The organism is Paraburkholderia flagellata (assembly GCF_021390645.1).
Taxonomy (GTDB): domain Bacteria; phylum Pseudomonadota; class Gammaproteobacteria; order Burkholderiales; family Burkholderiaceae; genus Paraburkholderia; species Paraburkholderia flagellata.
Window position 1 is genome coordinate 444,928 of sequence record NZ_JAJEJT010000001.1, and the last position, 24,934, is coordinate 469,861.

Below are 24,934 nucleotides of genomic sequence, written 5' to 3' on the forward strand. Positions count from 1 at the left end.
CGCGGACCCTGGTTTTGTCGCGGGGCGGCCTTGCAGCACGCAAAGAAAAGCGATGCGACCCTTAGTTCGCCGCGTCAACTCCGCTGCCCAAACATCATTTGCCGCGCGAGCGCCGTCTTCACGGGCGGGGCGAATTCGAGCGCAGTGAGTGCGAGCCCGCGCAGCGTGGCGAGAGGCCCGAAATCGACGGTGAAAAGGCGCGCGAGCGTATCCGTCGCGCCGATGGTCATGCGCCGGTCGAACGCGCGGCGGCCCGCGAACTCGGCGAGCGCGCGTGGCGTGGCGCCGTGTTGCGCGAGGGAGTCGGCGAGGGCGTGGGCGTCGCGCAGTCCGAGATTGAGGCCTTGGCCCGCCACCGGATGCAGCGTCTGCGCCGCATTGCCGACCGCTGCGATGCGGCCGTTGCCGGAAACCAGCGCATCGAGCGCATTCAGGCCGAGCGGGAACGCCGCGCGTCCGTGGATTTGCGTGAAGCGGCCCATGCGCGCGCCGAACGCCACGCCGAGTTCGGCGAGGAAATCGGCGTCGGCAAGCTGCGCGCTGCGTTCGGCCTGCGCAGGCGAGCAGCACCATACGAGCGCGTAGTCCGCGCCGCGCACGCCGCCCATCGGCAGGAGCGCAATTGGGCCTTCGTTCGTGAAGCGCTCCCACGCCACGTGTGGCTGCGGAGCTGCGAGCGTCACCACGCCGACCAGCGCCGTCTGGCCGTAGTCGCGCGTGCGTTTGGTTTCGGCGGCCGGCACGACAGCGTTCGCGTCGGCCTCGTCCGTATCGTCTTGCGTGTCGTGTTGCGGCAGCGCGCGATACAGCCCGCCTTCGGCGTTCACGAGGATGCGCGTGCGCAACTGCCGCTCGACCCCTGCGCTCACGACCGGTAGCGTCACGCCGTCGTGATCCGCGACGGGATCGTGCGCCTGCGCGTGATGCAGCCAGTGCACGTGCGTACCGCGCACGGCGTTCGCAAGCGTCTGAACGATCGCGCCATAGCGCGCCACGTAGCCGAGCGCGGGCAGGTCGTAGTCGTGGCGGTCGATCAGCGTGCGCCCGAAATGGCCGCGCTGCGAAACATGGATGCGCTCGATGGGCGTGGCGTCGTGCGGCCACGCGAGCGCTTCGAGCAGCGTGCGGCTGCCCTGCGAAACGGCAATGGCGCGCGGATCGCCAGCGCTGTCCTCGGGTTCGCGCGCGTCGATCAGCGCGATCGAGAGACCTTGCGTGGCGCTGCGCCGCGCGAGCCAGCCCGCAAGCGCAAGACCCACCGGCCCCGCGCCGACGATCGTCACGTCGTGATCGAAATGCGCGTGCGCGTTCGCGCCGGTGGAAGTGTCGTTCGCGCTGCCGGAAACTGCGTTCATGTCGTTTGCTTTGCTTCGTGTGGAATCTTCGCGTGTTCGCGTCTGCGCTTGCGTCAGGCGCCGCGCTGCGCGTTCTGCATCAGCGCTTCGATTTCATCGGCGGCAACGGGCACGCCGCGCGTGATCAGCTCGCAGCCCGTTTCGGTGACGATCGCGTCGTCCTCGATGCGAATGCCGATGTCCCAGTAGCGCTCGGGCACGTCCTCGGCCGCGCGGATGTAGAGACCCGGCTCGATCGTGAGCGTCATGCCGGCGCGCAGCGTGCGCCAGGGCGGCGCAGCGTCGGGCTTTTCGGCGCTAGCTGCAAGACCGCGCTCACGGTAATCGCCCGCGTCATGCACATCCATGCCGAGCCAGTGCCCGGTGCGATGCATATAGAAGCGCGCATAGGCGCGCTCGGCGATCACGTCGTCGACGCTCGCAAAGCGCTGGCGGTCGACGATGCCGGTATCGAGCAGCCCCTGCGCGAGCACACGCACTGCGGCGTCGTGCGGCGCCTCGAAGTTCACGCCCGCCCGCGTGGCGTCGATGGCTGCCTGCTGCGCGGCGAGCACAATGTCGTAAAGCTCGCGTTGCGCGCTCGTGAAGCGCCCGCTCGCGGGGAACGTGCGTGTGATGTCCGAGGCGTAGCCGTTCAGCTCGCACGCGGCGTCGATGAGGACGAGGTCGCCCTCGCGCGCCACCGCGTTGCCCGCGGGGTAGTGCAGCACGCATGCGTTCGCGCCTGCCGCGACGATCGAGCCGTAGGCCGGCGCCTGAGCGCCGTGCTTGCGGAACGTGTAGAGCAGTTCCGCCTCGATCTCGTATTCGCGCATGCCGGGCCGGCACGTCTGCATCGCGCGTACGTGCGCGAGCGCCGAGATTTTCGCGGCGCGGCGCATCGTGTCGAGTTCGTGCGCGTCCTTGATCACGCGCATGTCGTCGAGCAGCGGCAGCAGGTCGTATGCGGCGGCGGGCGCGGTGACGCCGCTGCGCCCCTGCGCACGCACGGCGTCGATCCAGCGCTTCACCTGCGCGTCGAAGCGCCCGGATGCCGCGAGCGCGTAGTGCAGCGCGGGACGGTTCGCGATGAGTTGCGGGATGCGCGCATCGAGTTCGTCGAAGGGAAAGGCGGCGTCGAAACCGAACGCTTCGCGTGCGGCGTCGGGACCGAAGCGAAACCCTTCCCACGTTTCTCGCTCGACGTTCTTCGCGCGGCAGAACAGGATCGCGGCGGGCTGGTTTTCACCCGCGTTCGCGTCGAGCACGAGCAGCGCCTCGGGCTCCGTGAAGCCTGTGAGGTAGTAGAAGTAGCTGTCGTGCCGGTAGGGATAGTCCGCGTCGCGATTGCGCAGCGCTTCGGGTGCGGTCGGCACGAGCGCGACGCCACCGCCTTGCGCTCGCAGCGCCGCGAGCACGCGTTCGCGGCGCGCGCGATAGAGCGCCGCGCCGCCGTCGGGGCCGCGCTGCATGTCGGCTGCGTCGGCAACGTTGGCGGCTGGGTGGGGTTCGCTCGAGGCGGCCGGGGCGCTGTGCTTGAGGGTCGAGTCCATCGCGAGATTGTAGCGCTGGCTACACACGGACGCGCGCGCTCGCGGCTACCCTCGGCAAGCGCCGCTGCCGCCGGGGGGTGTCTCCTGCCTACATCATTTGTAGGAAAAATCCTGCACTGCAACAGGCGGCACGTCAGAAAAACGTGAATCCAACGTATACTTCGGCCGGATTCCAGAAAAGGCAGGTGGTATGAAACTTATCGGTTCGCTCGGCAGCCCGTATGTCCGCAAGGCGCGGATCACGCTCGCTGAAAAGAAGATCGACTACAAGCTGGTGCTCGAAAACGTGTGGGGCGAGGAAACGGCGATTCACGATTTCAACCCGCTCGGCAAGGTTCCGTGTCTCGTGATGGACGACGGCGAGGCCGTGTTCGACTCGCGCGTGATCTGCGAGTACGTCGACATGCTCTCGCCCGTGGCCAAGCTCATTCCGCCCGCTGGCCGTGAGCGTATTGAAGTGCGTTGCTGGGAGGCGCTCGCCGATGGCATGCTCGACGCCACCGTGCTGATCCGCCTCGAAGGCACGCAACGCACGCCGGAGCAGCGCAACGAGACGTGGGTGAAGCGCCAGGAGCGCAAGATCCACGAAGGTCTCGCCGCAATGGCCAAGGGACTCGACGGTAATCCGTGGTGCGCGGGCAACCGCTACACGATTGCGGATATCTCCGTGGGCTGCGCGCTCGGCTATCTCGACTTCCGCATGCCGGAGCTGAACTGGCGCGAGGCGCATCCGAATCTCGCGCGCCACTTCGAGAAGCTCTCGCAGCGTCAGTCGTTCATCGACACGGTGCCGCAAGGCTAATCAGCCGTTCATCGGCAGTCGATGTGAAAACGCCCGACGGCATTACGTGCCGTCGGGCGTTTTTGCGTAAGTCGCACATCGCCTTTCTCAGGCGATCTTTTCCTCCGCCGGCGCGAACGAATCGCTGCGCGCGACCGGCCACCACTTCTCATACAGCTGATAGCGATAGCGGCCTTCGAGCAGATCGCCGGGCTTCAGGTACTTGAGCAGTTCCGACATCAGCTTCACCTCATACGACGACACGCGCCGCACGATGTGATGCGCGCGCAGATCCGACGGGCTCGCAAGACCTGCGGCCTGAATCAGTTCTTGCAGCGCGTGCAGCGTGTTGTGATGGAAGTTGAAGACGCGCTCGCCCTTGTCCGGCACGTTCAGCGCGCGCTGGCGCACGGGGTCTTGCGTGGCGACGCCGGTCGGGCAGCGGTCCGAATGGCACTTCTGCGCCTGGATGCAGCCCACGGCGAACATGAAGCCGCGCGCCGAGTTCACCCAGTCCGCGCCGATCGCGAGCGTGCGCGCGATATCGAATGCGGTGATGATCTTGCCGCTCGCGCCGATCCTGATCTTGTCGCGCAGGCCGATGCCCACGAGCGTGTTGTGCACGAGGAGCAGTCCTTCCTGCAGCGGCGTGCCGATATGGTCGGTGAATTCGAGGGGCGCTGCGCCCGTGCCGCCTTCCGCGCCGTCCACGACGATGAAGTCGGGCAGGATGCCGGTTTCGAGCATCGCCTTGGCGATGCCGAAAAATTCCCACGGATGCCCAATGCACAGCTTGAAGCCCGTGGGCTTGCCGCCCGAGAGCTTGCGCAGACGCTCGACGAATTCGAGCAGCCCCCGCGGCGTGGAGAATTCCGAGTGGCGCGCGGGCGAGACGCAATCCTTGCCAATGGGAATGCCGCGCGTTTCGGCGATCTCGGGCGTGACCTTCGCTGCGAGCAGCATGCCGCCGTGGCCGGGCTTCGCGCCTTGCGAGAGCTTCACCTCGATCATCTTCACCTGCGGCTCGTTCGCGAGGCGCTGGAATTTCTCGGCGCTGAACGTGCCGTCATCGTTGCGGCAGCCGAAGTAGCCCGAGGCGATCTCCCAGATGATGTCGCCGCCATTCTCGCGGTGATACTTCGACATCGAGCCTTCGCCAGTGTCGTGCGCGAAGCCGCCTTTCTTCGCGCCCATGTTGAGCGCGCGGATTGCGTTCGCGGAGAGCGCGCCGAAGCTCATCGCCGAGATGTTGAAGATCGACATCGAGTACGGTTGCGCGCGGTTCGCGCCGACGAGCACGCGGAAGTCGCTGCCTGCGAGCTTCGTGGGCGCGAGCGAATGGCTGATCCACTCGTGGCCCACGGCCTTCACATCGAGTTCGGTGCCGTACGGGCGGCTGTCCACCGCGTTCTTTGCGCGCTGGTAGACGAGGCTGCGCTGTGCGAGCGAGAACGGCTTTTCGTCGGTGTCGTCCTCGACGAAGTACTGGCGGATCTCGGGCCGCACGAATTCGAACAGAAAGCGCAGATGGCCCCAGATCGGGTAGTTGCGCAGGATCGCGTGGCGCTCCTGGAACATATCGTAGAGGCCGAGCGCGACGAGCAGCGCGGGCACAATTACGCAGTACCACGACAGATGATGGAGCGCAGCCGCGGCGACGCAGGCCGCGAGCAGCAGCACCGCGCCCCACATGGCGAGATAACGTCGGGAAAACATTGGGGGAACTCCTCGAACTTGATTTAGTGCGCGCCTTTGGCTCTCCTCTTGTGAAGGGGCGGTGCGCGTCAGCCGCGCGGTTGCTGGGCGCGGCTTGCGGGAATGATGCCGCAAGTTCGTGAATCTGGCAGGGAAGCGGGCATGCCGTTTGAGCGGCGTTTGGCAGGCGTCGAAAGTCTGCAAAAAAAACGCGGCGCCCAGGGGCGCCGCGCGGTGTTTTCTTACGTTTTGCCTGACGATGCGTGCATTACGCCGTCGTGGCCGTAGCGGGCTTCTTGCGCGGTACGCGCTTCTTTTTCTTCGGCGCTTCGGGCGGCAGTACCGCGGGCACGTGCGGCGCGAGCGTCGTCACCGCTTCGATGATGCCGCCGCCCAGGCACACGTCGCCGTCATAGAGCACCGCCGACTGGCCAGGCGTCACGGCCCATTGCGCATCGGGAAAACGCAGCGTGAACTGGCCCGCGCCGAATTCGTCTGCGGTATGGAACGAGCAGGGCGCGTCGGCCTGGCGATAACGCGTTTTCGCGCCGCACGCATGGCCCTGCGCCGGCGGCTCGCCTGCCACCCAGCTCACATTGCCCGCGCGCAGCTCGTGCGCGAGCAGCCAAGGGTGATCGTGGCCCTGCACAACGTAGAGCGTGTTCGAGGCCATGTCCTTGCCCGCCACGAACCACGGGTCTCCGCTGCCGTCCTTGCTGCCGCCAAGACCAATGCCCTTGCGCTGCCCGAACGTGTAGAACGCGAGGCCGATGTGTTCGCCCACGACCTTGCCGTCGGGCGTCATCATCGGGCCCGGTTTGGTCGGCAGATAGCGGTTGAGGAAGTCGCGGAACGGCCGCTCGCCGATGAAGCAGATTCCTGTGGAATCCTTCTTTTTCGCGTTCGGCAGGCCGATCTTCTCGGCGATCTCGCGCACCTTCGTCTTCGGAATCTCGCCGAGCGGGAACATCGTCTTCGAAAGCTGCGCCTGGTTCAGGCGATGCAGGAAGTACGACTGATCTTTCGTATGGTCGAGCGCCTTCAGTAGTTCGAAACGACCGTCGCGCTCGTTGTTCTGACGAACGCGCGCATAGTGGCCCGTGGCGATGGTTTCCGCGCCGAGCGACATGGCGTGGTCCAGAAAGGCCTTGAACTTGATCTCGGCGTTGCAGAGCACGTCCGGGTTCGGCGTGCGGCCCGCGGAATACTCGCGCAGGAACTCCGCGAACACGCGGTCCTTGTATTCGGCGGCGAAGTTCACGGCTTCCACGTCGATGCCGATCAGGTCAGCGACCGACACCACGTCGATCCAGTCCTGGCGCGTCGAGCAGTACTCGCCGTCGTCGTCGTCTTCCCAGTTCTTCATGAAGAGACCGACGACGTCGAACCCCTGCTCCTTGAGCAGCCATGCGGTCACCGACGAATCGACGCCGCCCGACATGCCTACCACGACCTTACGTTTGCTCATTTCTTTGCTGCCTTAGTTCAACTTGGGTGCTACCTTGGGCGCCGCTTTCGGTGCCGTCGCGTGCGTCTGGATGAAATCCAGCGGCACGCGCTTGCCTGCGAGGTAATCGTCGACACAGCGCATCACGAGCGGCGTGCGATGGCGTTCGCTCGCCGCGCGCAGTTCGTCGGGGCTCATCCACACCGTGCGCACGATGTCAGGATCGAGTGCGCGGTTTTCCGGCTCGGCTGCGACAGTGCCGCAGTACGTGAAGCGCACATACGTCGCGCCGCTTTCTCCCGGCTTGCCGAAGTGCGTCATATACACGCCGACTAGCGCCTCCGGCGTGAACGCATGCGCGGTTTCCTCGAGCGTTTCGCGCACCACGGCCTCATGCAGCGTCTCGCCCGCTTCCAGATGGCCGGCGGGCTGGTTCAGGCGCAGGCCGGCTGGCGTGTGCTCTTCGACGAGCAGAAAACGCCCGTCGCGCTCGACGATCGCGGCCACGGTGACGTGGGGTGCCCAGGTTTCCTCATTCATGGGCCGGTATTTTACCGGGACGCCGCGAACGCTGCCCGGGGCCGGATCGGGCCCTCGGGTCGGATAACGGCGGGCGTATGCCCGGCTCGCCTGGCCCTGCCGACCGTCCGGTCGGACGGCACGGCGTGTTGAGTGCGTCGCACAAAAGCGGGCAATTCCCGCTACAAGGCCGCCGCCGCTTTCGGTTAAAGTGGTGCCGTCGTTTGCCGTTGCAATGGGTGCCGGCGCTTGAACGCCGTTTGTCGGCCTCCCTTCGCTCGATTCGAGCCAGAACAGCTAGAACAAGAAGGTCGAGGAGGAAACAACGATGCATATCGGAGTGCCTGCAGAGACGCGGGCGAACGAAACACGCGTGGCCGCGACGCCGGAGACAGTCAAGAAGTACGTCGCCCAGGGCCATACGGTCACGATCCAGGCCGGCGCGGGCGCTGGCGCGAGCTATCTCGACGAGGCATACACGGCCGTAGGCGCGCAGGTCGCAGACGCAGCCACTGCATTCGGCGCGGACCTCGTGCTCAAGGTCCAGTCGCCCACCGTCAGCGAATTGCCGTTCATGAAGCGCGGCGCGGTGCTCGTGGGCATGCTCGATCCCTTTAATGCAGAAAACGCCGCGAAACTCGCCGAGGCAGGCGTGACGGCCTTCGCGCTCGAAGCCGCGCCGCGCACCACGCGCGCGCAAAGCCTCGACGTGCTTTCGTCGCAGGCCAACATCGCCGGGTACAAGGCGGTGCTCGTGGCCTCGACGCTCTATCCGCGCTTCATGCCTATGCTCATGACCGCCGCCGGTACGGTGAAGGCCGCGCGCGTGCTGATTCTCGGCGCGGGCGTGGCGGGGCTGCAGGCCATCGCGACGGCGCGACGTCTTGGCGCGGTGATCGAGGCCTCCGACGTGCGCCCGGCCGTGAAGGAGCAGATCGAGTCGCTCGGCGGGAAATTCCTCGACGTGCCTTACGAAACCGATGAGGAGCGCGATGCCGCCGTTGGCGTGGGCGGCTATGCGCGGCCCATGCCGCCATCGTGGCTTGCGCGCCAGTCGGCGCTGGTCCACGAGCGCGCGAAGCAGGCGGACATCGTCATCTCGACCGCACTGATTCCGGGTCGCGACGCGCCCACGCTGCTGCCTTCGGAAACCGTGCAGGCCATGAAGCCCGGCTCGGTGGTGATCGACCTCGCGGCAGGCCGCGGGCCAGTAGCTGACGAGGCGACGGGGCGGCGCGGCGGCAATTGCCCGCTCACCGAAGCCGACAAGGTCGTGACGCACCACGGCGTGCAGATCTGCGGCTACACGAACCTCGCCTCGATGGTCGCCGCCGACGCCTCCGCGCTTTACGCGCGCAATCTGCTCGACTTCCTGAAGCTGATCGTCACGAAGGAAGCCACGCTCAACATCGATCTCGCGGACGACATCGTCGCGGCCACGCTGCTGGCCCGCGACGGCCAGGTCACGCGCAAGACATAAAGGGGAGAACAGGAATGGAAGTCATCAACCATACCGTCATCAACCTGATCATTTTCGTGCTTGCCGTGTACGTGGGCTATCACGTGGTCTGGAACGTCACGCCCGCGCTGCATACGCCGCTCATGGCCGTGACCAATGCGATCTCGGCGATCGTGATCGTCGGCGCGATGCTCGCCACGGGCTTGACCGTGGGCGGCCCGGGCAAGTTCTTCGGCACGTTTGCCGTGCTGCTCGCGGCCGTGAACGTGTTCGGCGGGTTCCTCGTCACGAGGCGAATGCTGGAGATGTTCCGCAAGAAGGAGCCGAAAAAGCTCTCCTCTCCCGGCAGCAAGGAGGGCGCATAAATGAGCATGAACGTCGTTACGCTGCTTTATCTGGTGGCGTCGGTCTGCTTCATCCAGGCGCTCAAGGGACTGTCGAATCCGAAAAGCGCGCGCGCCGGCAACCTGTTCGGCATGGTCGGTATGGCCATTGCCATCCTCACTACGCTTGCGCTGATCGCGAAGGAGTCCGCACAGTTTGGCTCGAATCTCGGACTCGGTCTCGCGCTTTTGTTCGGTGCGCTCGTGGTGGGCGGCGGCCTTGGGGCCTATGTCGCGGCGCGCGTCGAGATGACGAAGATGCCCGAACTCGTCGCGGCCATGCACTCGCTGATCGGTCTCGCAGCGGTGTGCATTGCGTATGCGGTCGTCTCTGAACCGGCAGCGTTCGGGCTGGTCGCCGAAGATGCACCGTATCCGGGCTTCCTGCCGTACGGCAACCGCATCGAGTTGTTCATCGGCACGTTCGTGGGCGCGATCACGTTCAGCGGCTCGGTCATCGCGTTCGGCAAGCTCTCGGGCAAGTACAAGTTCCGCCTGTTCCAGGGCGCGCCGGTGGTGTATCCGGGCCAGCATCTGATCAACCTGATGCTCGCGATCGGCATGGTCGGCTTCGGCATCCTGTTCTTCATCACGCAGTCGTGGCTGCCGTTCATCATCATGACGCTGATCGCGTTCGCCTTGGGCGTGCTCATCATCATCCCGATCGGCGGCGCGGACATGCCGGTGGTCGTCTCGATGCTGAACTCTTACTCGGGGTGGGCTGCGGCGGGTATCGGCTTCTCGCTGAACAACGCCATGCTGATCATCGCGGGGTCGCTGGTGGGCTCTTCAGGCGCGATTCTCTCGTACATCATGTGCCACGCGATGAACCGCTCGTTCTTCAACGTGCTGCTGGGCGGCTTCGGCGGCGAGGCGGGCGCGGCGGCGGCGGGCGGCGCGCAGGAGCAGCGTCCGGTGAAGTCGGGTTCGGCCGATGATGCAGCGTTCATGCTCGGCAACGCGGAAAGCGTCGTGATCGTGCCGGGCTACGGCCTCGCGGTGGCGCGCGCGCAGCACGCGCTGAAGGAACTCACCGACAAGCTCGTGGAGAAGGGCGTGGACGTGCGCTACGCGATCCATCCGGTGGCGGGCCGCATGCCGGGTCACATGAACGTGTTGCTCGCGGAAGCCGAAGTGCCCTACGACATGGTGTTCGAGATGGAGGACATCAACAACGAGTTCGGCCAGACCGATGTCGTGCTCGTGCTTGGCGCGAATGACGTGGTGAACCCCGCCGCGAAGAACGATCCGAAGTCGCCAATCGCGGGCATGCCGATCATCGAGGCCTACAAGGCGCGCACGATCATCGTGAACAAGCGTTCGATGGCGGCGGGCTACGCTGGCCTCGACAACGAACTGTTCTACATGGACAAGACGATGATGGTGTTCGGCGATGCCAAGAAGGTGATCGAGGAGATGGTGAAGGCGGTGGAATAAGCGCCGCTCGCTTCAAACCCACGCGAAAGGCGCGCAGCGATGTGCGCCTTTTTCCATTCCGGGGTGCGCAGACCGCTCACAGCGAAGGCGCATTCACGCGACGCAAATAGTCGGCGAGCCGCCGCCCACTCACATCGGGAAACTGCTCGAGCACTTCCACGTTTTCCATGCGCGCGATGTTGAAGTTGCGGAAGTCCTCACGCATTTCGCACCAGGCGCCCACGGTCCACTGTGCGCCCCAGTACACGAGCCCAAGCGGCCAGATGCGCCGCTCCGTATGTGCGCCGATGCGGTCGCAGTACGCGAAGCGCACGACGAGCCGTGTGTCGACGGCGCGATGCAGCGCGTCGAGCTTGTCCGAGAACGCGTGATCCATGTGATACGCGGGCGCGAACACGGCAAGCCGCTCCAGCACGGCGCGCTTTTCCGCAGGCATGGCCGCGGCGATCTTCGCGAGCGCCCCACGAGCGCCGCTCGCAAGCGCCGCGCCGCCCCACGATTCGGCCATGCGCGCGCCCACGGCGAGCGCGGTAAGTTCGTCGGCGGTGAAGGTGAGCGGCGGCAGGCTCGCCGTGCGCGCGAGCCGGTAGCCTATGCCCGCCTCGCCTTCGATGGGCACGCCCGAGAGTTGCAGGTCGCGCACGTCACGATAGACCGTGCGCGGCGAGACTTCGAGCCAGTCGGCCAACTGCTGCGCGGTGGTGAGACGCCGGCCGCGCAGCAGTTCGGCGATGCGAAAAAGACGGTCGGCGCGGCGGGTCATGGCTGGGCGGTCGCGAGATCGGCGCAGTGATCTGGAAAACTACAGATGATAGCGCCGGGCGCGCACGCGGCGCCCGGCCGCGGTTATCCGAGCTTCGGTGCGTGCAGACCGACGCGGTTGCCTTCGGTATCGATGAAGAAGCCGATGTAGCCGTAGTTGTTCGGCAACTCGACTGCGGGACCCTGCTGCCTGCCGCCGGCTTTTTCCACGCGGTCGAGCACGGCCGTGACCGAAGGCTGCGCGTTCAGGTACACGAGCACGCCCTTCGGGTCGGGCTTCGCGTCGTGCGGATTGAACACGATGCACCCGCCGGTTTCCGTATCGGTGTGAGCGAAGAGCGCCATCGGGACGCCGCCGACCACTTCGCGCTGCAGCGCAGTGTCGAAGGCGGTTTCGTAAAAGCGGGCGGCACGCTCCAGGTCGTGCGCGGGAATTTCGAACCACGAGATCACACGGGACAGATCGGTAGACACGATGCACTCCTCGAAGGCAACGGCGGACTGTGAATGGCGGCAGCCGGGCGGTGGCGGCCTCGCCGGATGGCGTAGAAGCAGTGTGCCTGGGGGCTGCTGACAGCGTGTTGTCAGTAGGTTTGACGCGCCGTGCCGCGCGAGCTTCGGCGGCGGTTTCGAATCTTTTCGAGAGAGACTTCGGCGCGACTCTGCTGTAATCGATGGGTTCGAAATCCCCGCACTCGCATGTCTCCCACCGTCTCGATCATCACGCCCACGGGCAACCGCGAAGCCTTTCTGCCGGCAATCTGGCGCTGCATCCAGCGTCAGCGCGTGGCCTGGGAATGGCTCATCCTCGACGACAGCCCTCAGCCCAGCGCCTTCCTGAGCGCGCTCGCGAAGACTGATGCGCGCGTGCGCTACTACTGGTCGAAAACGCGCATGTCGATTGGCGGCAAACGCAACTTTCTCGTGAACGAGGCGCGCGGCGCGCTGATCGCTCACTTCGACGACGACGACCACTATGCCTCGCACTATCTCGCTGGCATGGTGCGGATGCTTGAAGAAAACGGCGCGGACCTCATGAAGCTCGCGACCTTCTGGATGTTCGCGCCGCATACGCAGTTCTTCGGCTACATGGACCTGAGCGCCCGCGTGGGGCTGCACTATGTACTGACTGGCAATAGCGTCGCGACGGTCGAGTTCCACGACAAGATGAAGATCGGCGCGGACTTCATCCTTTTCTACGGGTTTTCGTACGTGTATCGCAAGGCGCTTTTCGAGGAGGCGCGCTTCGACGATATCGACCTGAGCGAAGACGAGAGCTTTATCCGCCGCCTGGTCGATGCTGACCGCAAGGTGCTCGCCGCGGATGACACGCAGGCGAGCTGCCTCCACCTGATCCATCCGGCTTCGACCTCGCGCTGCTTTTCGCGCTATTCGATGCCGGCGTTCACGCTGCCGAAGATGTTTCCGGAGTACGAAGGGTATCCGTTGGCGCTGAACGCGCCAGGGGCGCCTGAGGTGGCGCAAGGCTGAGCCAAACGCGGCGCGGCGGCGGGTGAAAACGTCACCCGCCGTGCGTGTTTTCCAGTGTCAGCTGGCGTCGTCGTTACCGGCAGCGGGGTTCGCGCCGCCGCTGGCCGGACGCTGGCGCACGCTGCCCGCGATCAGGTCGAAGCGGAACAGGCGGCATTCGAGCGCGCCATTGAAGAGTGGCGTCTTGGCGGCTTCGCGCAGGCGCAACTGGCCCGGCAGCTTGCGGTCCGAGGTGAGGACGAAGGCGCGCCAGCCCGTGAAGCGCTGCTTGAGCGCGTCGCCGAGCGCCTGGAAGAACTCGGCGTCGGGCGCCTCGTCCTTGGCGCGGCGAAAGCCTTCGTCATCGTCGCCGCGCAGTTCGCGCGCTGTCGGGCGCGCCTCGCCGCGCGCATTGCGGCCGCGCACTTCGATACGCTCGCCGTACGGCGGATTCGCCACGAGAATGCCGGGCGCAGCCGAAGGCGGCGTCATGTTGCGCGCGTCGAGCTGCTTGAGCACCACGTTGCCGAAGCCCGCGCGCTTGAAGTTCGCGCGCGCCTTTTCCAGCATGACGTCGGAGATGTCGCTGCCGTAGATCAGCAGATCGCTGGTCTTGCTTTGCGCCAGATTGCGTGCGGTGTTCGCCTCGCTCTTGAGGTGCCGCCACGCGGCCATGTCGGCCTGCTTGAGCGACTCGAAGCCGAAGCGGCGATCGAGCCCGGGCGCGAGGTCGAGCGCGACTTGCGCCGCTTCCGCGAGGAAGGTGCCGCTGCCGCACATCGGGTCATAGAGCGGCGTGCCGGGCGTCCAGCCCGTGAGGCGCAGGATACCTGCGGCCAGGTTTTCGCGCAGCGGGGCCGCGCCCTTGTCCAGACGCCAGCCGCGCTTGAAGAGCGGCTCGCCCGACGTGTCGAGATACAGCGTGCACTCGTTCGCCGTGAGGAAGGCGAAAACGCGCACATCGGGATACGCGGTGTCGACGCTCGGGCGCGCACCGGACTTCTCGCGCATGCGGTCGCAGATCGCATCCTTCACGCGCAGCGTGGCGAATTCGAGGCTGCGCAGCGGCGACTTGATCGCGGTGATGTCGATGCGGATCGTTTCGTTCGCCGAGAACCACTTCTCCCACTGCTGCTCGCGCGCGAGCGCGTAGATGTCCTGTTCGCCGCGGTACGGGCGCTGGGCGATTTTCAGGAGCACGCGGCTCGCAATGCGCGAATGCAGGTTGGCGGCGATGCCGCCGGCCCAGTTGCCGCGGAAATGCACGCCGCCGGGCACCTCGGCGCCGACCTGGAGTGCACCGGGCGGCAGGCGCCGTTGCGCGGTTTCGGCCAGTTCGGCGGCGAGCGCGGCTTCGAGGCCACGCGGGCAGGGGGCAAAGAAATCGAAAGACATGAAGGAGGATGGGACGCTGCGGGGAAGGCGCTATTGTACGCGGGTTGCGGGGGCGGCCAGACCTGCATGCCGCGTCCGCTGCGCGAGACCGCTCAATACCCGCATTTGGCCGCCATTTGCCGCGTTACTTGCTCCCGCGCCGCAAGCGCCGCGTGCGGGCCCTTTTTTATTGGCTCCCGATCGCCTTCGAGGCGTAGAGATCAGGTGCGCCCCAGGCCCGCGTCAGCGGCAAACCACCAACTCAACCGCCGACGGCCGCCATCTGCGGACAGGCGATGCTCGGCGCCGGCTTCGCACGAGCGCCAGCCTTCGCGCCATTCGCTTGCGTACTCACGCGCGGTGCGGCCGCGAGCGTGCGCACGCCGCTTGCGATCGACTGCGAGAGCGCCTCGACCGCTTGCCGGTGGCCGATGACGAGCGCGTCATAGCCGTCGCCGACCTTCTCGTTGAGCACGCTGCGGCAGGTCATGACCGTCTGCGAGTCGAGCGCGCGTACGCTCCACACGGCGTCGATGAGCGCATGCGAGCCGGGCCACGATTCGAAGCGCTGTACGTTCACGCTCACGCGGTACACGGGCACGCCCTCGGGATGCGGCGAGCCGTACACGTCGATGGTGCCGAGCTGCTGCGTGAGGTCGCCCGAGAGCGCCCGGCGGATCTCGTCGCCGGGCATCGAGGACCAGCGCTCCTGCTCGAGTACGCGCACCTGGTTAGCGTCGGTTTGCACGACCATCTGCGCTTTGGCGACCTGCGGCGGAACATCCACAGGCGCCAGCTCGATCAGCCACTGCCCGTTGCCCGCGCCTGGCGCGGCGGTGGTGCGAGCGGTGTCGTCGGTCGGGCTTAGCGTGTAGAAGCGGCTGGCGGGCGAGCTGCAGCCTGCCAGTGCGGCTGCAACGAGAAGCGCGGCGAGCGCGGCAAGGGAGGGGACGCGTCGGAACGTCATGGCTTGTCTCCTGATTTGCCGCGCAGCAGCGATTCGGGATGGCGCTCGAGGTAATCGGAGAGCGAGTTGAGCGATTGGAGCGTGCGCGTGAGTTCCTGCATCGCCTGGTGCACGTCGGACTGCAGCGGCGAATCCTGCTGCAGCGTGGACTGCGCGGCGTTGAAGGTCTTCTGCGCCTGGTCGAGCGTGCCTTGCAGCTGCGGCAGGATCTGGTCGTTCACCTTGCCGAACAACTGGTTGGCGTTCTTGAGCGAATCGTTCAGGTTGTTGCCGATCTTGTCGAACGGAATCTGGTCGAGCTTCTTCGCAATGTCGGCCACCTGGATTTGCAGCTCTTCGAGCGAGTTCGGCACCGTGGGCAGTTCGAGCGGGTCGTGGTCGAAGTCGATCGTCGCCGGGCCGGCCTTCGGGAAGATGTCGAGCGCGATGTAAAGCTGCCCCGTGATCAGATTGCCGGTGCGCAGCTGGCCGCGCAGGCCGCGTGCGACGAGCCGCTTGATCAGCTCCTGGCTTTGCGGCGTATGCGGCGCGGGCGCTTCGCCCCGGATGCGGCGCGACAGGCGCAGCGGATACAGATCCATCGTCACCGGCATGATGAAGTTGTGCTGTTTCGGGTCGTACTCGATGCCGATCTCGGTCACCTGGCCGAGCACGATGCCGCGGAAATCGACCGTCGCCCCCACCGAAAGGCCGCGCAACGACTGGTTGAAGTACATGACCACGCGCTGTGGCGCGCCGTCCGGCTCGTGCATCGCCTCGGTCTCGTCGGAGGCGAGCGCGAAGGTGGCGTTGTCGGGCGCTTGCGGGCCCATGGACTGGCCAGCCGGAGCCTGGAACGCGAGGCCGCCCACCACGATCGTGGCAAGCGACTGCGTATTGACCTTGATGCCGTTCGAATCGAGCTGCACGTTCACGCCGCTCGCGTGCCACCAGCGCGTGTTGGTGCCCACGTACTGGTCGAAGGGCGCGCTCACGAACACCTGCACCGTCACGCCGGTGCCGTCCTTGTCGAGCGAATAGCCCGTGACCTGACCCACCTGAATGCGCCGGTAGAAAATCGGCGTGCCGATGTCGAGCGAGCCGAGCGTCGCGCTATGCAGCGTGTAGCGATGTCCCTTCTCGTCGATGGTTACGGCGGGCGGCGCTTCCAGGCCGACAAAATCGCTTTGCGAGTCCTGTGAGCGGCCGGCGTCCGCGCCGATATACGAGCCCGAGAGCAGCGTGGTGAGGCCCGATACGCCGCTTGCGCCTACGCGCGGGCGCACGACCCAGAAGCGGCTGTCCTTGACGGCGAATCGTTCGGCGTCCTTGGTGAGCTCGACCGTGACGATCACATGCGAAAGGTTGGGCGAGAGCTTGATCGCGCGCACCGAGCCGATGTCCACGTCCTTGTACTTGACCTTGGTCTTGCCGGGCTCGAGCCCTTCGGCGCTCACGAAGCTGATCGTGATGGTCGGGCCGCGCGTGGCGACCGACTTCACGACGAGCGCCACGCCGATCAGCGCCGCGACGATCGGCACGATCCAGACGAGCGAGGGCAGCCAGCGCCGCGGCTTGACGATCTCGGGCTCCGGCAGATTGGGCGGGGTCGGTCCTTTCGGACTATTCATGAGGTTGATCCTGAGAGTGTTGCGCAGGTTTGTGTTTGTCTTCGTCTACCGGATCCCAGATCAGGCGCGGATCGAACTGCATCGAGGCGATCATCGTCAGGATCACGACCGAGCCGAACGCAATCGCACCGGGGCCCGCCGTGATGACCGCAAGCGACTGGAAGCGTACCAGCGCGACGGTTAGCGTGACAACGAACACGTCGAGCATCGACCAGCGCCCGATGAACTCGACGAGCCGGTAGAGCTTCGTGCGTTCGACAGGCCGCCATGTCGAGCCGCGCTGCGAGGTGAACGCGAGCAGGGCGAGCACCGAGAGCTTGAGCATGGGCACGAGAATGCTCGCGATAAAGACGATCACGGCGAGCGGCCAGTCCCCCGAGGTCCAGAAGTAGACGACGCCGCTCATGATGGTGTCGTCCTCGTCGCCGACGAGCGAGGACGTATGCATCACAGGCAGCAGGTTCGCGGGGATGTAGAGCAGCGCCGCGGCAACGAGGAGCGCCCACGTGCGCATGATGCTGTCGGGGTTGCGCTCGTGCACGGGCGAGCCGCAGCGTGCGCAGCGCACGTGCTGGCGCGCTCGCTCGTGTGGCTGCACGTGTCCGCAGGCGTGGCAGGAGACGTAGCCGGCGTCGGTGGCGGTCTGGTATTTCATCGGGGCCCCTTGGGGAGCGGTCCGCCGCGCGGCGCCGCCGGGTCTTGCGGACTTGCGCCGGGCTCGCGGATCTCGGGCTCGTCGAGCGGGTGGGGCGCGGCCGGCGACGGCGGGCGCGCGGGGTCGCTGGAACCACCGGAGCCGCCCGCCTGCCCGTTCGGACCCGCACCGCCCTCGCGCGCCGCGCGTGCGGCGTCGCGCAGGCTGTCCGCGATGTCCCAGAGCGTGCGCGCATCGAACGTGACGACCACGGTGAACATCAGCGTGAGCGCGCCGAAGGCGAAGAGCGCGGTTTCGGGAATGACCCGCGCGAGGCTCACCATTTTCACGATGGTGATGAGCACGCCCAGCATGAACACCTCGAGCATGCCCCAGGGCCGCACGAACTGGATGGCGCGCAGCACGTAGTCGAAGCCCGGTGGAATGAAGCCGCGCCGCACCGGCAGCAGGACGTAGAGCAGCGCTACCATCTCCGTGAGCGGAAAAAGGATGGTTGCGCAGAACACGATTACCGCGATGATCTCCATGTCCTCGTGCCAGAGCACCACGAGAGCGCCGAACAGGCTCGACTCCGTAGTGATACCGTTCGCATCGAGCTCGATGATCGGGAACGACTGGGCGATGATGAAGGTGACGAGCGCCGCGACCGTGATGGCGCAGATGCGGTCGAGCTGGGACGCGGCGCTGCTGTAGAGCGTGGCGCCGCAGCGCGAGCAGCGCGCTGTCTGGCGGCCGAGCAGCCGCGGCTTACGGTAGAGCGCGTCGCAATCGTGACACGCGATCAGTTTGTCCTGGGCCATGCGGGCAGGTGACGCAAAACGACGTGAACGAAGGACGCGCGAAGGCGGCGCGCATGCTGAACGGTGCTGAGAGCGCCTCGCACCATGTTACCAAACACGCCCGGCGGCGTGCCGCAACGAGCCGCGGGCCCCCCGCCGGGTCTGGCAGTCAGGCGGCGGTTGCATGCGCGACGAACGGGCTGCGAGTGTGCCACGTTTGCGCCTTCCGCGCGTGCGAGGGAGGCAGCGACCGGGCCCTTATCTCCAGATGTTTGCTGTCCCTCAATTTGGACTATCTTTCGGGCATGGGAACACGATGGCTGCGGAACGTGGCCCAAGCCAGTCCACGAAGCGAACGACTACGAAATCAAGGCGAGACGATCATGGAAGCATTGTCGAGGTGGATTCGTTCTTATCGGTGGCGCCCGGCCGTCGGGGCCGCTGCGCTGTGGGCCGGGGCCGCCGCGGCGCTGCTCGCGGGCGGGGCCGCCCACGCGCAGCTCGACGCGGCGAAGAGCACGATCGTCGCTGTCTCGCGCCAGATGAACGTGCCGGTCCAGGGCAGCTTCACGAAGTTCGACGCGCAGATCGACTTCGATCCGGGCAAGCCCACGAGCGGCAGCGCGAAGATCACGGTCGACACGGCGAGCTATGATCTGGGCGACCAGACCTACAACGATTCGGTCCGCGGGCCCGAATGGTTCGACGCGAAGTCGTTCCCGCAGGCAACGTTCGTCTCGACTGCGATCGCGCCGACCGGCACGAACCAGTACAGCGTGAGCGGCAAACTCACGATCAAGGGGCACACGCAGAACGTGGCCGTGCCCGTCGTGCTCACGGAGCAGGGCGGGACGCAGACTTTCGACGGCACGCTGCCTATTCATCGGCTCGCCTTCGAAATCGGCACCGGCGAGTGGAAGGACACCTCGATCGTCGCAGACGCAGTGCTGATCAAAATTCATATCGTCGTCGCGCACAAGTAGATCGACGGCTTCAAGGAGATGCCTTTGAACAAGCTCGTACTGATGGCCGTTGGGGCCGCCGCGGTATCGCTCGCAGCCCAGTTGGCGCACGCCGCCGATACTTACCAGCTCGATCCGAACCACACGTTTCCGAGCTTCGAGGCCGACCACTTCGGTGGCCTTTCCACGTGGCGCGGCAAGTTCACGAAGACCACGGGCACGGTCACGCTGGACCGCGCGGCGAAAACGGGCACCGTGGACGTGACGATCGATCCGGCATCGATCCAGACCGGCAATCCGAAGCTCGACGAGCACCTGGTGGGCGACGACTTTCTCGATGTCGCGAAGTACCCCACCGCCACCTACAAGGGCACGCGCATTGTCTTCGACGGCGACACGCCCAAGGAGGTGATCGGCGAGTTCACGTTGCACGGCGTGACGCGGCCGCTCAAGCTCGAGATCGAATCGTTCAAGTGCATGCAGCACCCCGTGCTCAAGCGCGAGGTGTGCGGCGTGGAGGCCGAGGCCGCATTCAACCGCGACGACTTCGGCATGGACTCGGGCAAGAAGTACGGCTTCAAGATGAAGACCACGCTGCACATCCAGACCGAAGGCATCAAGCAGTAGGCAAGCACGACGGCGCGTCGACGGCCGTTGCGTATGCACGAAAAAAAAGCCGGTTCATGAGAACCGGCTTTTTTGCTGGTGCGCGGCTTAAACCTGCGCGCCCGCGTTCGGATCGTTCGGATCGAACTTTTCTTTCTTGTCCTTCACGAGGTCTTCGCGCTTCACGCCGAGCCACATCGCGAGCGCCGCCGCGACGAACACCGACGAGTAGATGCCGAAGAGAATACCCACCGTCAGCGCCAGCGCAAAGTAGTGCAGCGTCGGGCCGCCGAAGAAGAACATCGAGAGCACCATCATTTGCGTACAGCCGTGCGTGATGATGGTTCGCGACATCGTGCTCGTGATCGCGTGGTTGATGACGTCGGCGACGCTCATCTTGCGCTCGCGGCGGAAGGTCTCGCGAATCCGGTCGAAGATAACGACCGATTCGTTCACCGAGTAGCCGAGCACGGCGAGCACAGCCGCGAGCACCGAGAGCGAGAACTCCCACTGGAAGAACGCGAAGAAGCCCAAAATGATCACGACGTCGTGCAAGTTCGCGATCACGCCGGCCACGGCGTACTTCCATTCGAAGCGGAACGACAGGTAGATGACGATGCCCGCCACCACGCAGGCGAGCGCGAGCAGGCCGTCGGTGGCGAGTTCCTTGCCGACCTGCGGGCCGACGAACTCCACGCGCTGCAATTGCACTTGCGGGTCCGCCGCCTTGAGCGTGGACATCACCTGGTCGCTCTGCTGCGCCGAACTCAGGCCCGCCTTGAGCGGCAGGCGGATCAGCACGTCGCGCGAAGTGCCGAAGTTCTGCACCTGGGCGTCGCCGTAGCCGATCTTCGTGAGTGAGTCGCGCAGCGGCTCGAGCGGCACCGCCTGCGGGTACTGCACTTCGATGACCGTGCCGCCCGTGAACTCGATCGACAGATGCAAGCCACGGTGGAAGAGGAAGAACACCGCCGCAATGAAGGTAATGAGCGAGATCGCGTTGAAGATCAACGCGTGCTTCATGAACGGGATGTCTTTGCGGATGCGGAAAAATTCCATGGTCTTGACTCCGTATCAGCGGGACGAGCCGGTGTTGTTGCCGGAGCCGCCAGTGCCCCCCTGGGCATCGCGGCGGCGCACGACCGGCTTGGCGCGCGCGGCGCCCTTCGCGCCGGCCTTGGCCGGTTCGCGCTTGGTGGCGTTTGCGGCGGTTGCAGCCACCGCGCGGCCCGTGTCCGTGCCAGCGTCGGCGCCTGCGAGAGCGGGCGTACCTTCATCGGGTTCCGGACGCCACACTTGACCCACCGCGAGCGACTTGAGCTTCTTCTTGCCGCCGTACCAGAGGTTCACGAGACCGCGCGAGAAGAACACGGCCGAGAACATCGACGTGAGAATGCCGATACAGTGCACGATCGCGAAGCCGCGCACCGGGCCCGAACCGAACGCGAGCAGCGCGAGACCGGCGATGAGCGTGGTCACGTTCGAGTCGAGAATCGTCGCCCAGGCGTGCGCGTAGCCGTTCTGGATGGCCAGCTGCGGCGGCGCGCCGTGGCGCAATTCTTCGCGCACGCGTTCGTTGATGAGCACGTTCGCGTCGATTGCCATACCGAGCGCCAGCGCAATAGCTGCGATACCCGGCAGCGTGAGCGTGGCCTGCAGCATCGAGAGCACCGCCACGAGCAGCAGCAGGTTCACCGAAAGGCCGATCATCGAGATCGCGCCGAACAGCATGTAGTAGGCGATCATGAACACGGCGATGGCGGCGAAGCCGTAGATCACCGAGTCGAAACCCTTGCGGATGTTGTCCGCGCCGAGGCTCGGGCCAACCGTGCGTTCCTCGATGATGTCCATCGGCGCGGCCAGCGAGCCTGCGCGCAGCAGCAGCGCGAGGTCGGCGGCGGCCTGCGGCGTGGGCTGGCCCGTGATCTGGAAGCGGTCGCCCAGTTCCGACTGGATGGTCGCCACGGTCAGCACTTCGCCCTTGCCCTTTTCGAACAGCACCATCGCCATCGGCTTGCCGATGTTGTCGCGCGAGACGGCGCGCACCGCGCGGCCGCCTGCCGAATCGAGACGGATGTTGACCGACGGACGCTGATGCTCGTCAAAGCCCGCCGAGGCGTCGATGATGCGGTCGCCGGTGAATATCACCTGCTTGCGCAGCAGCACCGGCGCGGCGTTGCCTTGCGTGAAGAGCTCGTCGCCCGGCGGCACCGGCGCGTTCACGTCCGGATGCAGGCCCATCGGGTCGGCGAGGCGCGCTTCGAGCGTCGCCGTGCGGCCGATGATGTCCTTCGCCTTCGCGGTGTCCTGCACGCCCGGCAGCTCGACCACGATACGGTCGTCGCCTTGCTGCTGGATCACGGGCTCGGCCACGCCAAGCTCGTTCACGCGGTTATGCAGCGTCTGGATGTTCTGCTTGAGCGCGGCTTGCTGAACGGCAGTCTTCACAGCGGGCGTAAACGTGCCGACGAGCTGCACGCCGCCTGCGGGGTTGTTCTGCGAGGCCCACTGCAGCTCGGTAATGCCGCCCGAGCCCGCGAGCACCTTGCGCGCCTGCTCGGCCACGTCGGCGTCGGCGAAATTGACGACCACTGACTGGTCCACGCGGTTCACGCCGCCGTCGCGGATGTTCTTGTCGCGCAGGAGCGTGCGCACGTCCGAAGCGTCGGAGTCGAGCTTCTTGTTGAGCGCGCCGTTCATGTCGACCTGGAGCAGGAAGTGCACGCCGCCGCGCAGGTCGAGGCCGAGATACATCGGCAGCGCGTGCAGCGACGTGAGCCAGCGCGGCGAGGCGCTCTGCAGGTTCAGCGCGACGATGTACTGCGGGTCGCTCGGGTCGGCATTCAGCGCGTGGTTGAGCGCGTCTTTCAGGCGCAGCTGCGTGTCCGTGTCGGCGACGCGCACGCGGATGTTCGCGTTCAACGACGAGTTGTCGAACGTGACGTCGGCAGCCTTGATGTTGTTCGCGGTCAGCGCGGCTTCAACCTGGGCGAGCGTGCCCGAGTCGAGCTTGACGGTGGCCTTGCCGCTCGACACCTGGACCGCGGGCGCTTCGCCGAAGAAATTGGGCAATGTGTACACGAAGCCGATGACGAGCGCCACCAGCATCACGACATATTTCCAGAGGGGATAACGGTTCATTGGTTGACCCAACGGGGGAGGGGATGGCCTTAAGCGCAGCGCGCGCGTCCGGCTTGGCCTTCGGGGCGTTCCTGCATTGACGTTTTCTTGTCAGTGGCTGCGAGGGCGGGCGGGGCGCGCGAGGCCGTTCGTTCGGAGGCAACGGCCTCGATGATTCCGTGAAGCTTTACAGCGACTTGATCGTGCCCTTCGGCAGGATGGTCGAGACCGACGACTTCTGCACGGTGATTTCCGTGCCATCAGCGATTTCGACGCCCACGTAGGCTTCGCTGACCTTGGTCACCTTGCCGACGATGCCGCCGCTCGTGATCACTTCGTCGCCCTTGGCCATGGCCGCGAGCATGTTGCGATGTTCCTTCTGACGCTTCATCTGCGGACGGATCATGATGAAGTACAGCACGGCGAACATCAGAATGAGCGGCAGGAAGCTCATGAGGCTCGATTCGGCACTACCTGCTGCACTGCCTTGCGCGAAGGCATTGGAAATGAACGACACGTTGGTCTCTCCGTTTTTTACGATCAAAAAGCGAGCCGGTTATTCTACCACCGGCATTCATCGCGACGATGACGCAAAATAGGCTTTCCGATCAAGTGCTTATCTCGAATCCCGCCCCGGCGCGGCGTGCGCACATGGGAAAACCGGGGCGGCTCGAGTGGACTGGATGGCCTGGCCGCGTCATTTGTCGCGAAAGGTTATTGTAATGTTTCGCGGACGGCCTCAGTCCACGCCGCGTGCGCGCTGCCCGGCGAAGCGCTGGCGGAACGCCGCGAACGTCTTCGTCTCGATTGCCGCGCGCATCTCGCTCATCAGCTCCAGGTAGTAGTGCAGATTGTGGATCGTGTTGAGCTGTGCGCCGAGAATCTCGCCCACGCGGTGCAGATGGTGCAGGTAGCCGCGCGTGAAGTTGCGGCAGGTGTAGCAGCCGCATTGTTCGTCGAGCGGGCGCAGCGAGTTGCGGTGCACGGCGTTGCGGATCTTGATGTCGCCAAAGCGCGTGAAGATCCAGCCATTGCGCGCGTTGCGCGTGGGCATCACGCAGTCGAACATGTCGACGCCCGAGGCCACACCCGCCACGAGGTCTTCCGGTGTGCCCACGCCCATCAGGTAATGCGGCTTGTCGGCCGGAAGCTTCGGCGCGATGTGTTCGAGCACGCGCATCATGTCTTCCTTCGGCTCGCCCACCGAAAGACCGCCGATCGCGTAGCCGTGGAACGGCATCTGCGAGAGGCCGGCGAGCGATTCGTCGCGCAGGTCCTCGAACATTCCGCCTTGCACGATGCCAAAGAGCGCGTTCGGATTACCCAGGCGGTTGAATTCGTCGATCGAGCGCTGCGCCCAGCGCATCGACATGCGCATGGAGTCGGCGGCTTCCTTGTGCGTGGTCGGCACGCCGTTGGTCGCGTAGGGCGTGCACTCGTCGAACTGCATGACGATGTCCGAGTTCAGCACCTTCTGGATCTGCATCGACACTTCGGGCGAGAGGAACAGCTTGTCGCCGTTCACGGGCGAGGCGAAGCGCACGCCGTCTTCCGAGATCTTGCGCAGGTCGCCGAGCGAGAACACCTGGAAACCGCCCGAATCCGTGAGGATGGGCCGGTTCCAGCCCATGAAGCGGTGCAGGCCGCCATGCGCCTCGATCGTTTCCAGACCCGGGCGCAGCCACAGGTGGAAGGTGTTGCCGAGGATGATCTGCGCCTTCATTTCCTCGAGTTCGCGCGGCTGCGTGGCCTTCACGGTGCCGTAGGTGCCCACGGGCATGAAGATCGGCGTTTCGACCACGCCGTGATTGAGCGTGACGCGGCCGCGGCGTGCGAGGCCGTCGGTGCCGAGCAGCTCGAATTTCAGGCCATTTTGCGGGCGTTCGCCCAGGTATGCGCCGTGTTCGGCGCGTGCGTTGTTTTGATGACCGTCGGTCATGCATGGACTCCTGTGCAACCGGAAAACAGTCCGGCGCAGATGGTGAAACGCCGCCTTGCGTTGGGATATCGCGTGACGGCCT

At 65.6% G+C, this 24,934-nt stretch carries 22 protein-coding genes and 1 pseudogene; 7 read left to right on the forward strand and 16 right to left on the reverse strand.

The annotated features are described in order from the left end of the window. Positions 1-74: 74 nt before the first annotated feature. Both L0U83_RS02025 and L0U83_RS02030 read right to left on the reverse strand, forming a co-directional pair. On the reverse strand, positions 75-1,355 hold the full coding sequence (locus L0U83_RS02025; RefSeq protein ID WP_233879953.1) for a UbiH/UbiF/VisC/COQ6 family ubiquinone biosynthesis hydroxylase: 1,281 nt from the start codon (positions 1,353-1,355) through the stop codon (positions 75-77). 53 nt (positions 1,356-1,408) lie between these two features. Beyond that, positions 1,409-2,806: an aminopeptidase P N-terminal domain-containing protein gene (locus tag L0U83_RS02030; RefSeq protein WP_233883626.1), complete on the reverse strand. Its 1,398-nt coding sequence runs from the start codon at positions 2,804-2,806 to the stop codon at positions 1,409-1,411. Positions 2,807-3,077: 271 nt separating this feature from the next. Between L0U83_RS02030 and L0U83_RS02035 the strand changes: the two genes are divergently transcribed. Then, positions 3,078-3,689 carry a glutathione S-transferase C-terminal domain-containing protein gene (locus L0U83_RS02035; RefSeq protein WP_233879955.1) on the forward strand — a complete coding sequence of 204 codons (612 nt, stop codon included), beginning with the start codon at positions 3,078-3,080 and terminating at the stop codon, positions 3,687-3,689. Positions 3,690-3,776: 87 nt separating this feature from the next. On the opposite strand, the gene L0U83_RS02040 is transcribed toward L0U83_RS02035, so the two are convergent. From L0U83_RS02040 to L0U83_RS02050, 3 genes are all read right to left on the reverse strand, one after another. Then, a complete protein-coding gene (locus tag L0U83_RS02040) occupies positions 3,777-5,384 on the reverse strand; it encodes an FMN-binding glutamate synthase family protein (RefSeq protein WP_233879957.1) in 1,608 nt (535 codons plus the stop codon). Positions 5,385-5,631: 247 nt separating this feature from the next. Continuing rightward, a complete protein-coding gene (gene mnmA / locus L0U83_RS02045; protein ID WP_233879959.1) occupies positions 5,632-6,831 on the reverse strand; it encodes a tRNA 2-thiouridine(34) synthase MnmA in 1,200 nt (399 codons plus the stop codon). A 12-nt stretch (positions 6,832-6,843) separates the two neighbouring features. Next, a complete protein-coding gene (locus L0U83_RS02050) occupies positions 6,844-7,350 on the reverse strand; it encodes an NUDIX hydrolase (protein ID WP_233879961.1) in 507 nt (168 codons plus the stop codon). 307 nt (positions 7,351-7,657) lie between these two features. On the opposite strand from L0U83_RS02050, the gene L0U83_RS02055 reads away from it, so the two are divergent. The 3 genes from L0U83_RS02055 to L0U83_RS02065 are packed head-to-tail and all read left to right on the forward strand — an operon-like array spanning position 7,658 to position 10,608. Then, positions 7,658-8,809 carry a Re/Si-specific NAD(P)(+) transhydrogenase subunit alpha gene (locus L0U83_RS02055; protein WP_233879970.1) on the forward strand — a complete coding sequence of 384 codons (1,152 nt, stop codon included), beginning with the start codon at positions 7,658-7,660 and terminating at the stop codon, positions 8,807-8,809. A gap of 14 nt (positions 8,810-8,823) precedes the next feature. Beyond that, positions 8,824-9,153 carry an NAD(P) transhydrogenase subunit alpha part 2 gene (locus tag L0U83_RS02060; protein ID WP_110856660.1) on the forward strand — a complete coding sequence of 110 codons (330 nt, stop codon included), beginning with the start codon at positions 8,824-8,826 and terminating at the stop codon, positions 9,151-9,153. Further along, on the forward strand, positions 9,154-10,608 hold the full coding sequence (locus L0U83_RS02065) for an NAD(P)(+) transhydrogenase (Re/Si-specific) subunit beta (protein ID WP_233879971.1): 1,455 nt from the start codon (positions 9,154-9,156) through the stop codon (positions 10,606-10,608). It abuts the gene before it with no gap. Positions 10,609-10,684: 76 nt separating this feature from the next. On the opposite strand, the pseudogene L0U83_RS02070 reads toward L0U83_RS02065, so the two are convergent. After that, positions 10,685-11,435 (reverse strand): annotated as a pseudogene (locus L0U83_RS02070) (helix-turn-helix transcriptional regulator); the annotation flags it as partial. Between the two features lie 19 nt (positions 11,436-11,454). After that, a complete protein-coding gene (locus L0U83_RS02075; protein ID WP_233879973.1) occupies positions 11,455-11,844 on the reverse strand; it encodes a VOC family protein in 390 nt (129 codons plus the stop codon). Positions 11,845-12,069: 225 nt separating this feature from the next. Between L0U83_RS02075 and L0U83_RS02080 the strand changes: the two genes are divergently transcribed. After that, entirely contained in the window at positions 12,070-12,861 is a 792-nt protein-coding gene (locus tag L0U83_RS02080) for a glycosyltransferase family 2 protein (protein ID WP_233879975.1), read from the forward strand. Between the two features lie 57 nt (positions 12,862-12,918). Here the strand turns inward: L0U83_RS02080 and L0U83_RS02085 are convergent, their stop codons facing one another. The 5 genes from L0U83_RS02085 to L0U83_RS02105 form a co-directional block, all read right to left on the reverse strand. Beyond that, positions 12,919-14,235, reverse strand: a complete 1,317-nt coding sequence (locus L0U83_RS02085) for a THUMP domain-containing class I SAM-dependent RNA methyltransferase (protein ID WP_233879977.1) — start codon at positions 14,233-14,235, stop codon at positions 12,919-12,921. Between the two features lie 241 nt (positions 14,236-14,476). After that, positions 14,477-15,181: a PqiC family protein gene (locus L0U83_RS02090; RefSeq protein WP_233879979.1), complete on the reverse strand. Its 705-nt coding sequence runs from the start codon at positions 15,179-15,181 to the stop codon at positions 14,477-14,479. Further along, positions 15,178-16,791 (reverse strand): PqiB family protein, encoded by a 1,614-nt coding sequence (locus L0U83_RS02095; protein WP_233879985.1) that lies wholly within the window; start codon positions 16,789-16,791, stop codon positions 15,178-15,180. Before L0U83_RS02095 ends, L0U83_RS02090 begins: the two co-directional genes overlap by 4 nt. Continuing rightward, positions 16,784-17,446, reverse strand: coding sequence for a paraquat-inducible protein A (locus tag L0U83_RS02100; RefSeq protein ID WP_233879986.1), 663 nt, complete (start codon positions 17,444-17,446; stop codon positions 16,784-16,786). Before L0U83_RS02100 ends, L0U83_RS02095 begins: the two co-directional genes overlap by 8 nt. Next, on the reverse strand, positions 17,443-18,246 hold the full coding sequence (locus L0U83_RS02105) for a paraquat-inducible protein A (RefSeq protein ID WP_233879988.1): 804 nt from the start codon (positions 18,244-18,246) through the stop codon (positions 17,443-17,445). Before L0U83_RS02105 ends, L0U83_RS02100 begins: the two co-directional genes overlap by 4 nt. Positions 18,247-18,608: 362 nt before the next feature. Between L0U83_RS02105 and L0U83_RS02110 the strand changes: the two genes are divergently transcribed. Together L0U83_RS02110 and L0U83_RS02115 are read left to right on the forward strand one after the other, a co-directional pair. Beyond that, positions 18,609-19,208 (forward strand): YceI family protein, encoded by a 600-nt coding sequence (locus L0U83_RS02110; RefSeq protein ID WP_233879990.1) that lies wholly within the window; start codon positions 18,609-18,611, stop codon positions 19,206-19,208. An 18-nt stretch (positions 19,209-19,226) separates the two neighbouring features. After that, the gene (locus L0U83_RS02115; RefSeq protein WP_233879992.1) at positions 19,227-19,814 is read left to right on the forward strand and encodes a YceI family protein; all 588 of its coding nucleotides are present in this window, start codon (positions 19,227-19,229) and stop codon (positions 19,812-19,814) included. Positions 19,815-19,901: 87 nt separating this feature from the next. On the opposite strand, the gene secF is transcribed toward L0U83_RS02115, so the two are convergent. The 4 genes from secF to tgt form a co-directional block, all read right to left on the reverse strand. Continuing rightward, complete coding sequence (gene secF / locus L0U83_RS02120) at positions 19,902-20,852, reverse strand: protein translocase subunit SecF (protein WP_233879994.1); 951 nt, start codon at positions 20,850-20,852, stop codon at positions 19,902-19,904. A 15-nt stretch (positions 20,853-20,867) separates the two neighbouring features. Further along, positions 20,868-22,934, reverse strand: coding sequence for a protein translocase subunit SecD (gene secD, locus L0U83_RS02125; RefSeq protein WP_233879996.1), 2,067 nt, complete (start codon positions 22,932-22,934; stop codon positions 20,868-20,870). A 166-nt stretch (positions 22,935-23,100) separates the two neighbouring features. Next, entirely contained in the window at positions 23,101-23,430 is a 330-nt protein-coding gene (gene yajC / locus L0U83_RS02130) for a preprotein translocase subunit YajC (RefSeq protein WP_233879998.1), read from the reverse strand. Between the two features lie 222 nt (positions 23,431-23,652). After that, a complete protein-coding gene (gene tgt, locus L0U83_RS02135; RefSeq protein ID WP_028201985.1) occupies positions 23,653-24,852 on the reverse strand; it encodes a tRNA guanosine(34) transglycosylase Tgt in 1,200 nt (399 codons plus the stop codon). Between the last annotated feature and the right edge of the window lie 82 nt (positions 24,853-24,934).

Coding starts and splice junctions, on each gene's coding strand:
- L0U83_RS02025 (WP_233879953.1), bottom strand. CDS start 1,355: ATGAACGCAGTTTCCGGCAGCGCGAACGACACTTCCACCGGCGCGAAC.
- L0U83_RS02030 (WP_233883626.1), bottom strand. CDS start 2,806: ATGCAGCGCGGCCCCGACGGCGGCGCGGCGCTCTATCGCGCGCGCCGC.
- L0U83_RS02035 (WP_233879955.1), top strand. CDS start 3,078: ATGAAACTTATCGGTTCGCTCGGCAGCCCGTATGTCCGCAAGGCGCGG.
- L0U83_RS02040 (WP_233879957.1), bottom strand. CDS start 5,384: ATGTTTTCCCGACGTTATCTCGCCATGTGGGGCGCGGTGCTGCTGCTC.
- mnmA (WP_233879959.1), bottom strand. CDS start 6,831: ATGAGCAAACGTAAGGTCGTGGTAGGCATGTCGGGCGGCGTCGATTCG.
- L0U83_RS02050 (WP_233879961.1), bottom strand. CDS start 7,350: ATGAATGAGGAAACCTGGGCACCCCACGTCACCGTGGCCGCGATCGTC.
- L0U83_RS02055 (WP_233879970.1), top strand. CDS start 7,658: ATGCATATCGGAGTGCCTGCAGAGACGCGGGCGAACGAAACACGCGTG.
- L0U83_RS02060 (WP_110856660.1), top strand. CDS start 8,824: ATGGAAGTCATCAACCATACCGTCATCAACCTGATCATTTTCGTGCTT.
- L0U83_RS02065 (WP_233879971.1), top strand. CDS start 9,154: ATGAGCATGAACGTCGTTACGCTGCTTTATCTGGTGGCGTCGGTCTGC.
- L0U83_RS02080 (WP_233879975.1), top strand. CDS start 12,070: ATGTCTCCCACCGTCTCGATCATCACGCCCACGGGCAACCGCGAAGCC.
- L0U83_RS02085 (WP_233879977.1), bottom strand. CDS start 14,235: ATGTCTTTCGATTTCTTTGCCCCCTGCCCGCGTGGCCTCGAAGCCGCG.
- L0U83_RS02090 (WP_233879979.1), bottom strand. CDS start 15,181: ATGACGTTCCGACGCGTCCCCTCCCTTGCCGCGCTCGCCGCGCTTCTC.
- L0U83_RS02095 (WP_233879985.1), bottom strand. CDS start 16,791: ATGAATAGTCCGAAAGGACCGACCCCGCCCAATCTGCCGGAGCCCGAG.
- L0U83_RS02100 (WP_233879986.1), bottom strand. CDS start 17,446: ATGAAATACCAGACCGCCACCGACGCCGGCTACGTCTCCTGCCACGCC.
- L0U83_RS02105 (WP_233879988.1), bottom strand. CDS start 18,246: ATGGCCCAGGACAAACTGATCGCGTGTCACGATTGCGACGCGCTCTAC.
- L0U83_RS02110 (WP_233879990.1), top strand. CDS start 18,609: ATGGAAGCATTGTCGAGGTGGATTCGTTCTTATCGGTGGCGCCCGGCC.
- L0U83_RS02115 (WP_233879992.1), top strand. CDS start 19,227: ATGCCTTTGAACAAGCTCGTACTGATGGCCGTTGGGGCCGCCGCGGTA.
- secF (WP_233879994.1), bottom strand. CDS start 20,852: ATGGAATTTTTCCGCATCCGCAAAGACATCCCGTTCATGAAGCACGCG.
- secD (WP_233879996.1), bottom strand. CDS start 22,934: ATGAACCGTTATCCCCTCTGGAAATATGTCGTGATGCTGGTGGCGCTC.
- tgt (WP_028201985.1), bottom strand. CDS start 24,852: ATGACCGACGGTCATCAAAACAACGCACGCGCCGAACACGGCGCATAC.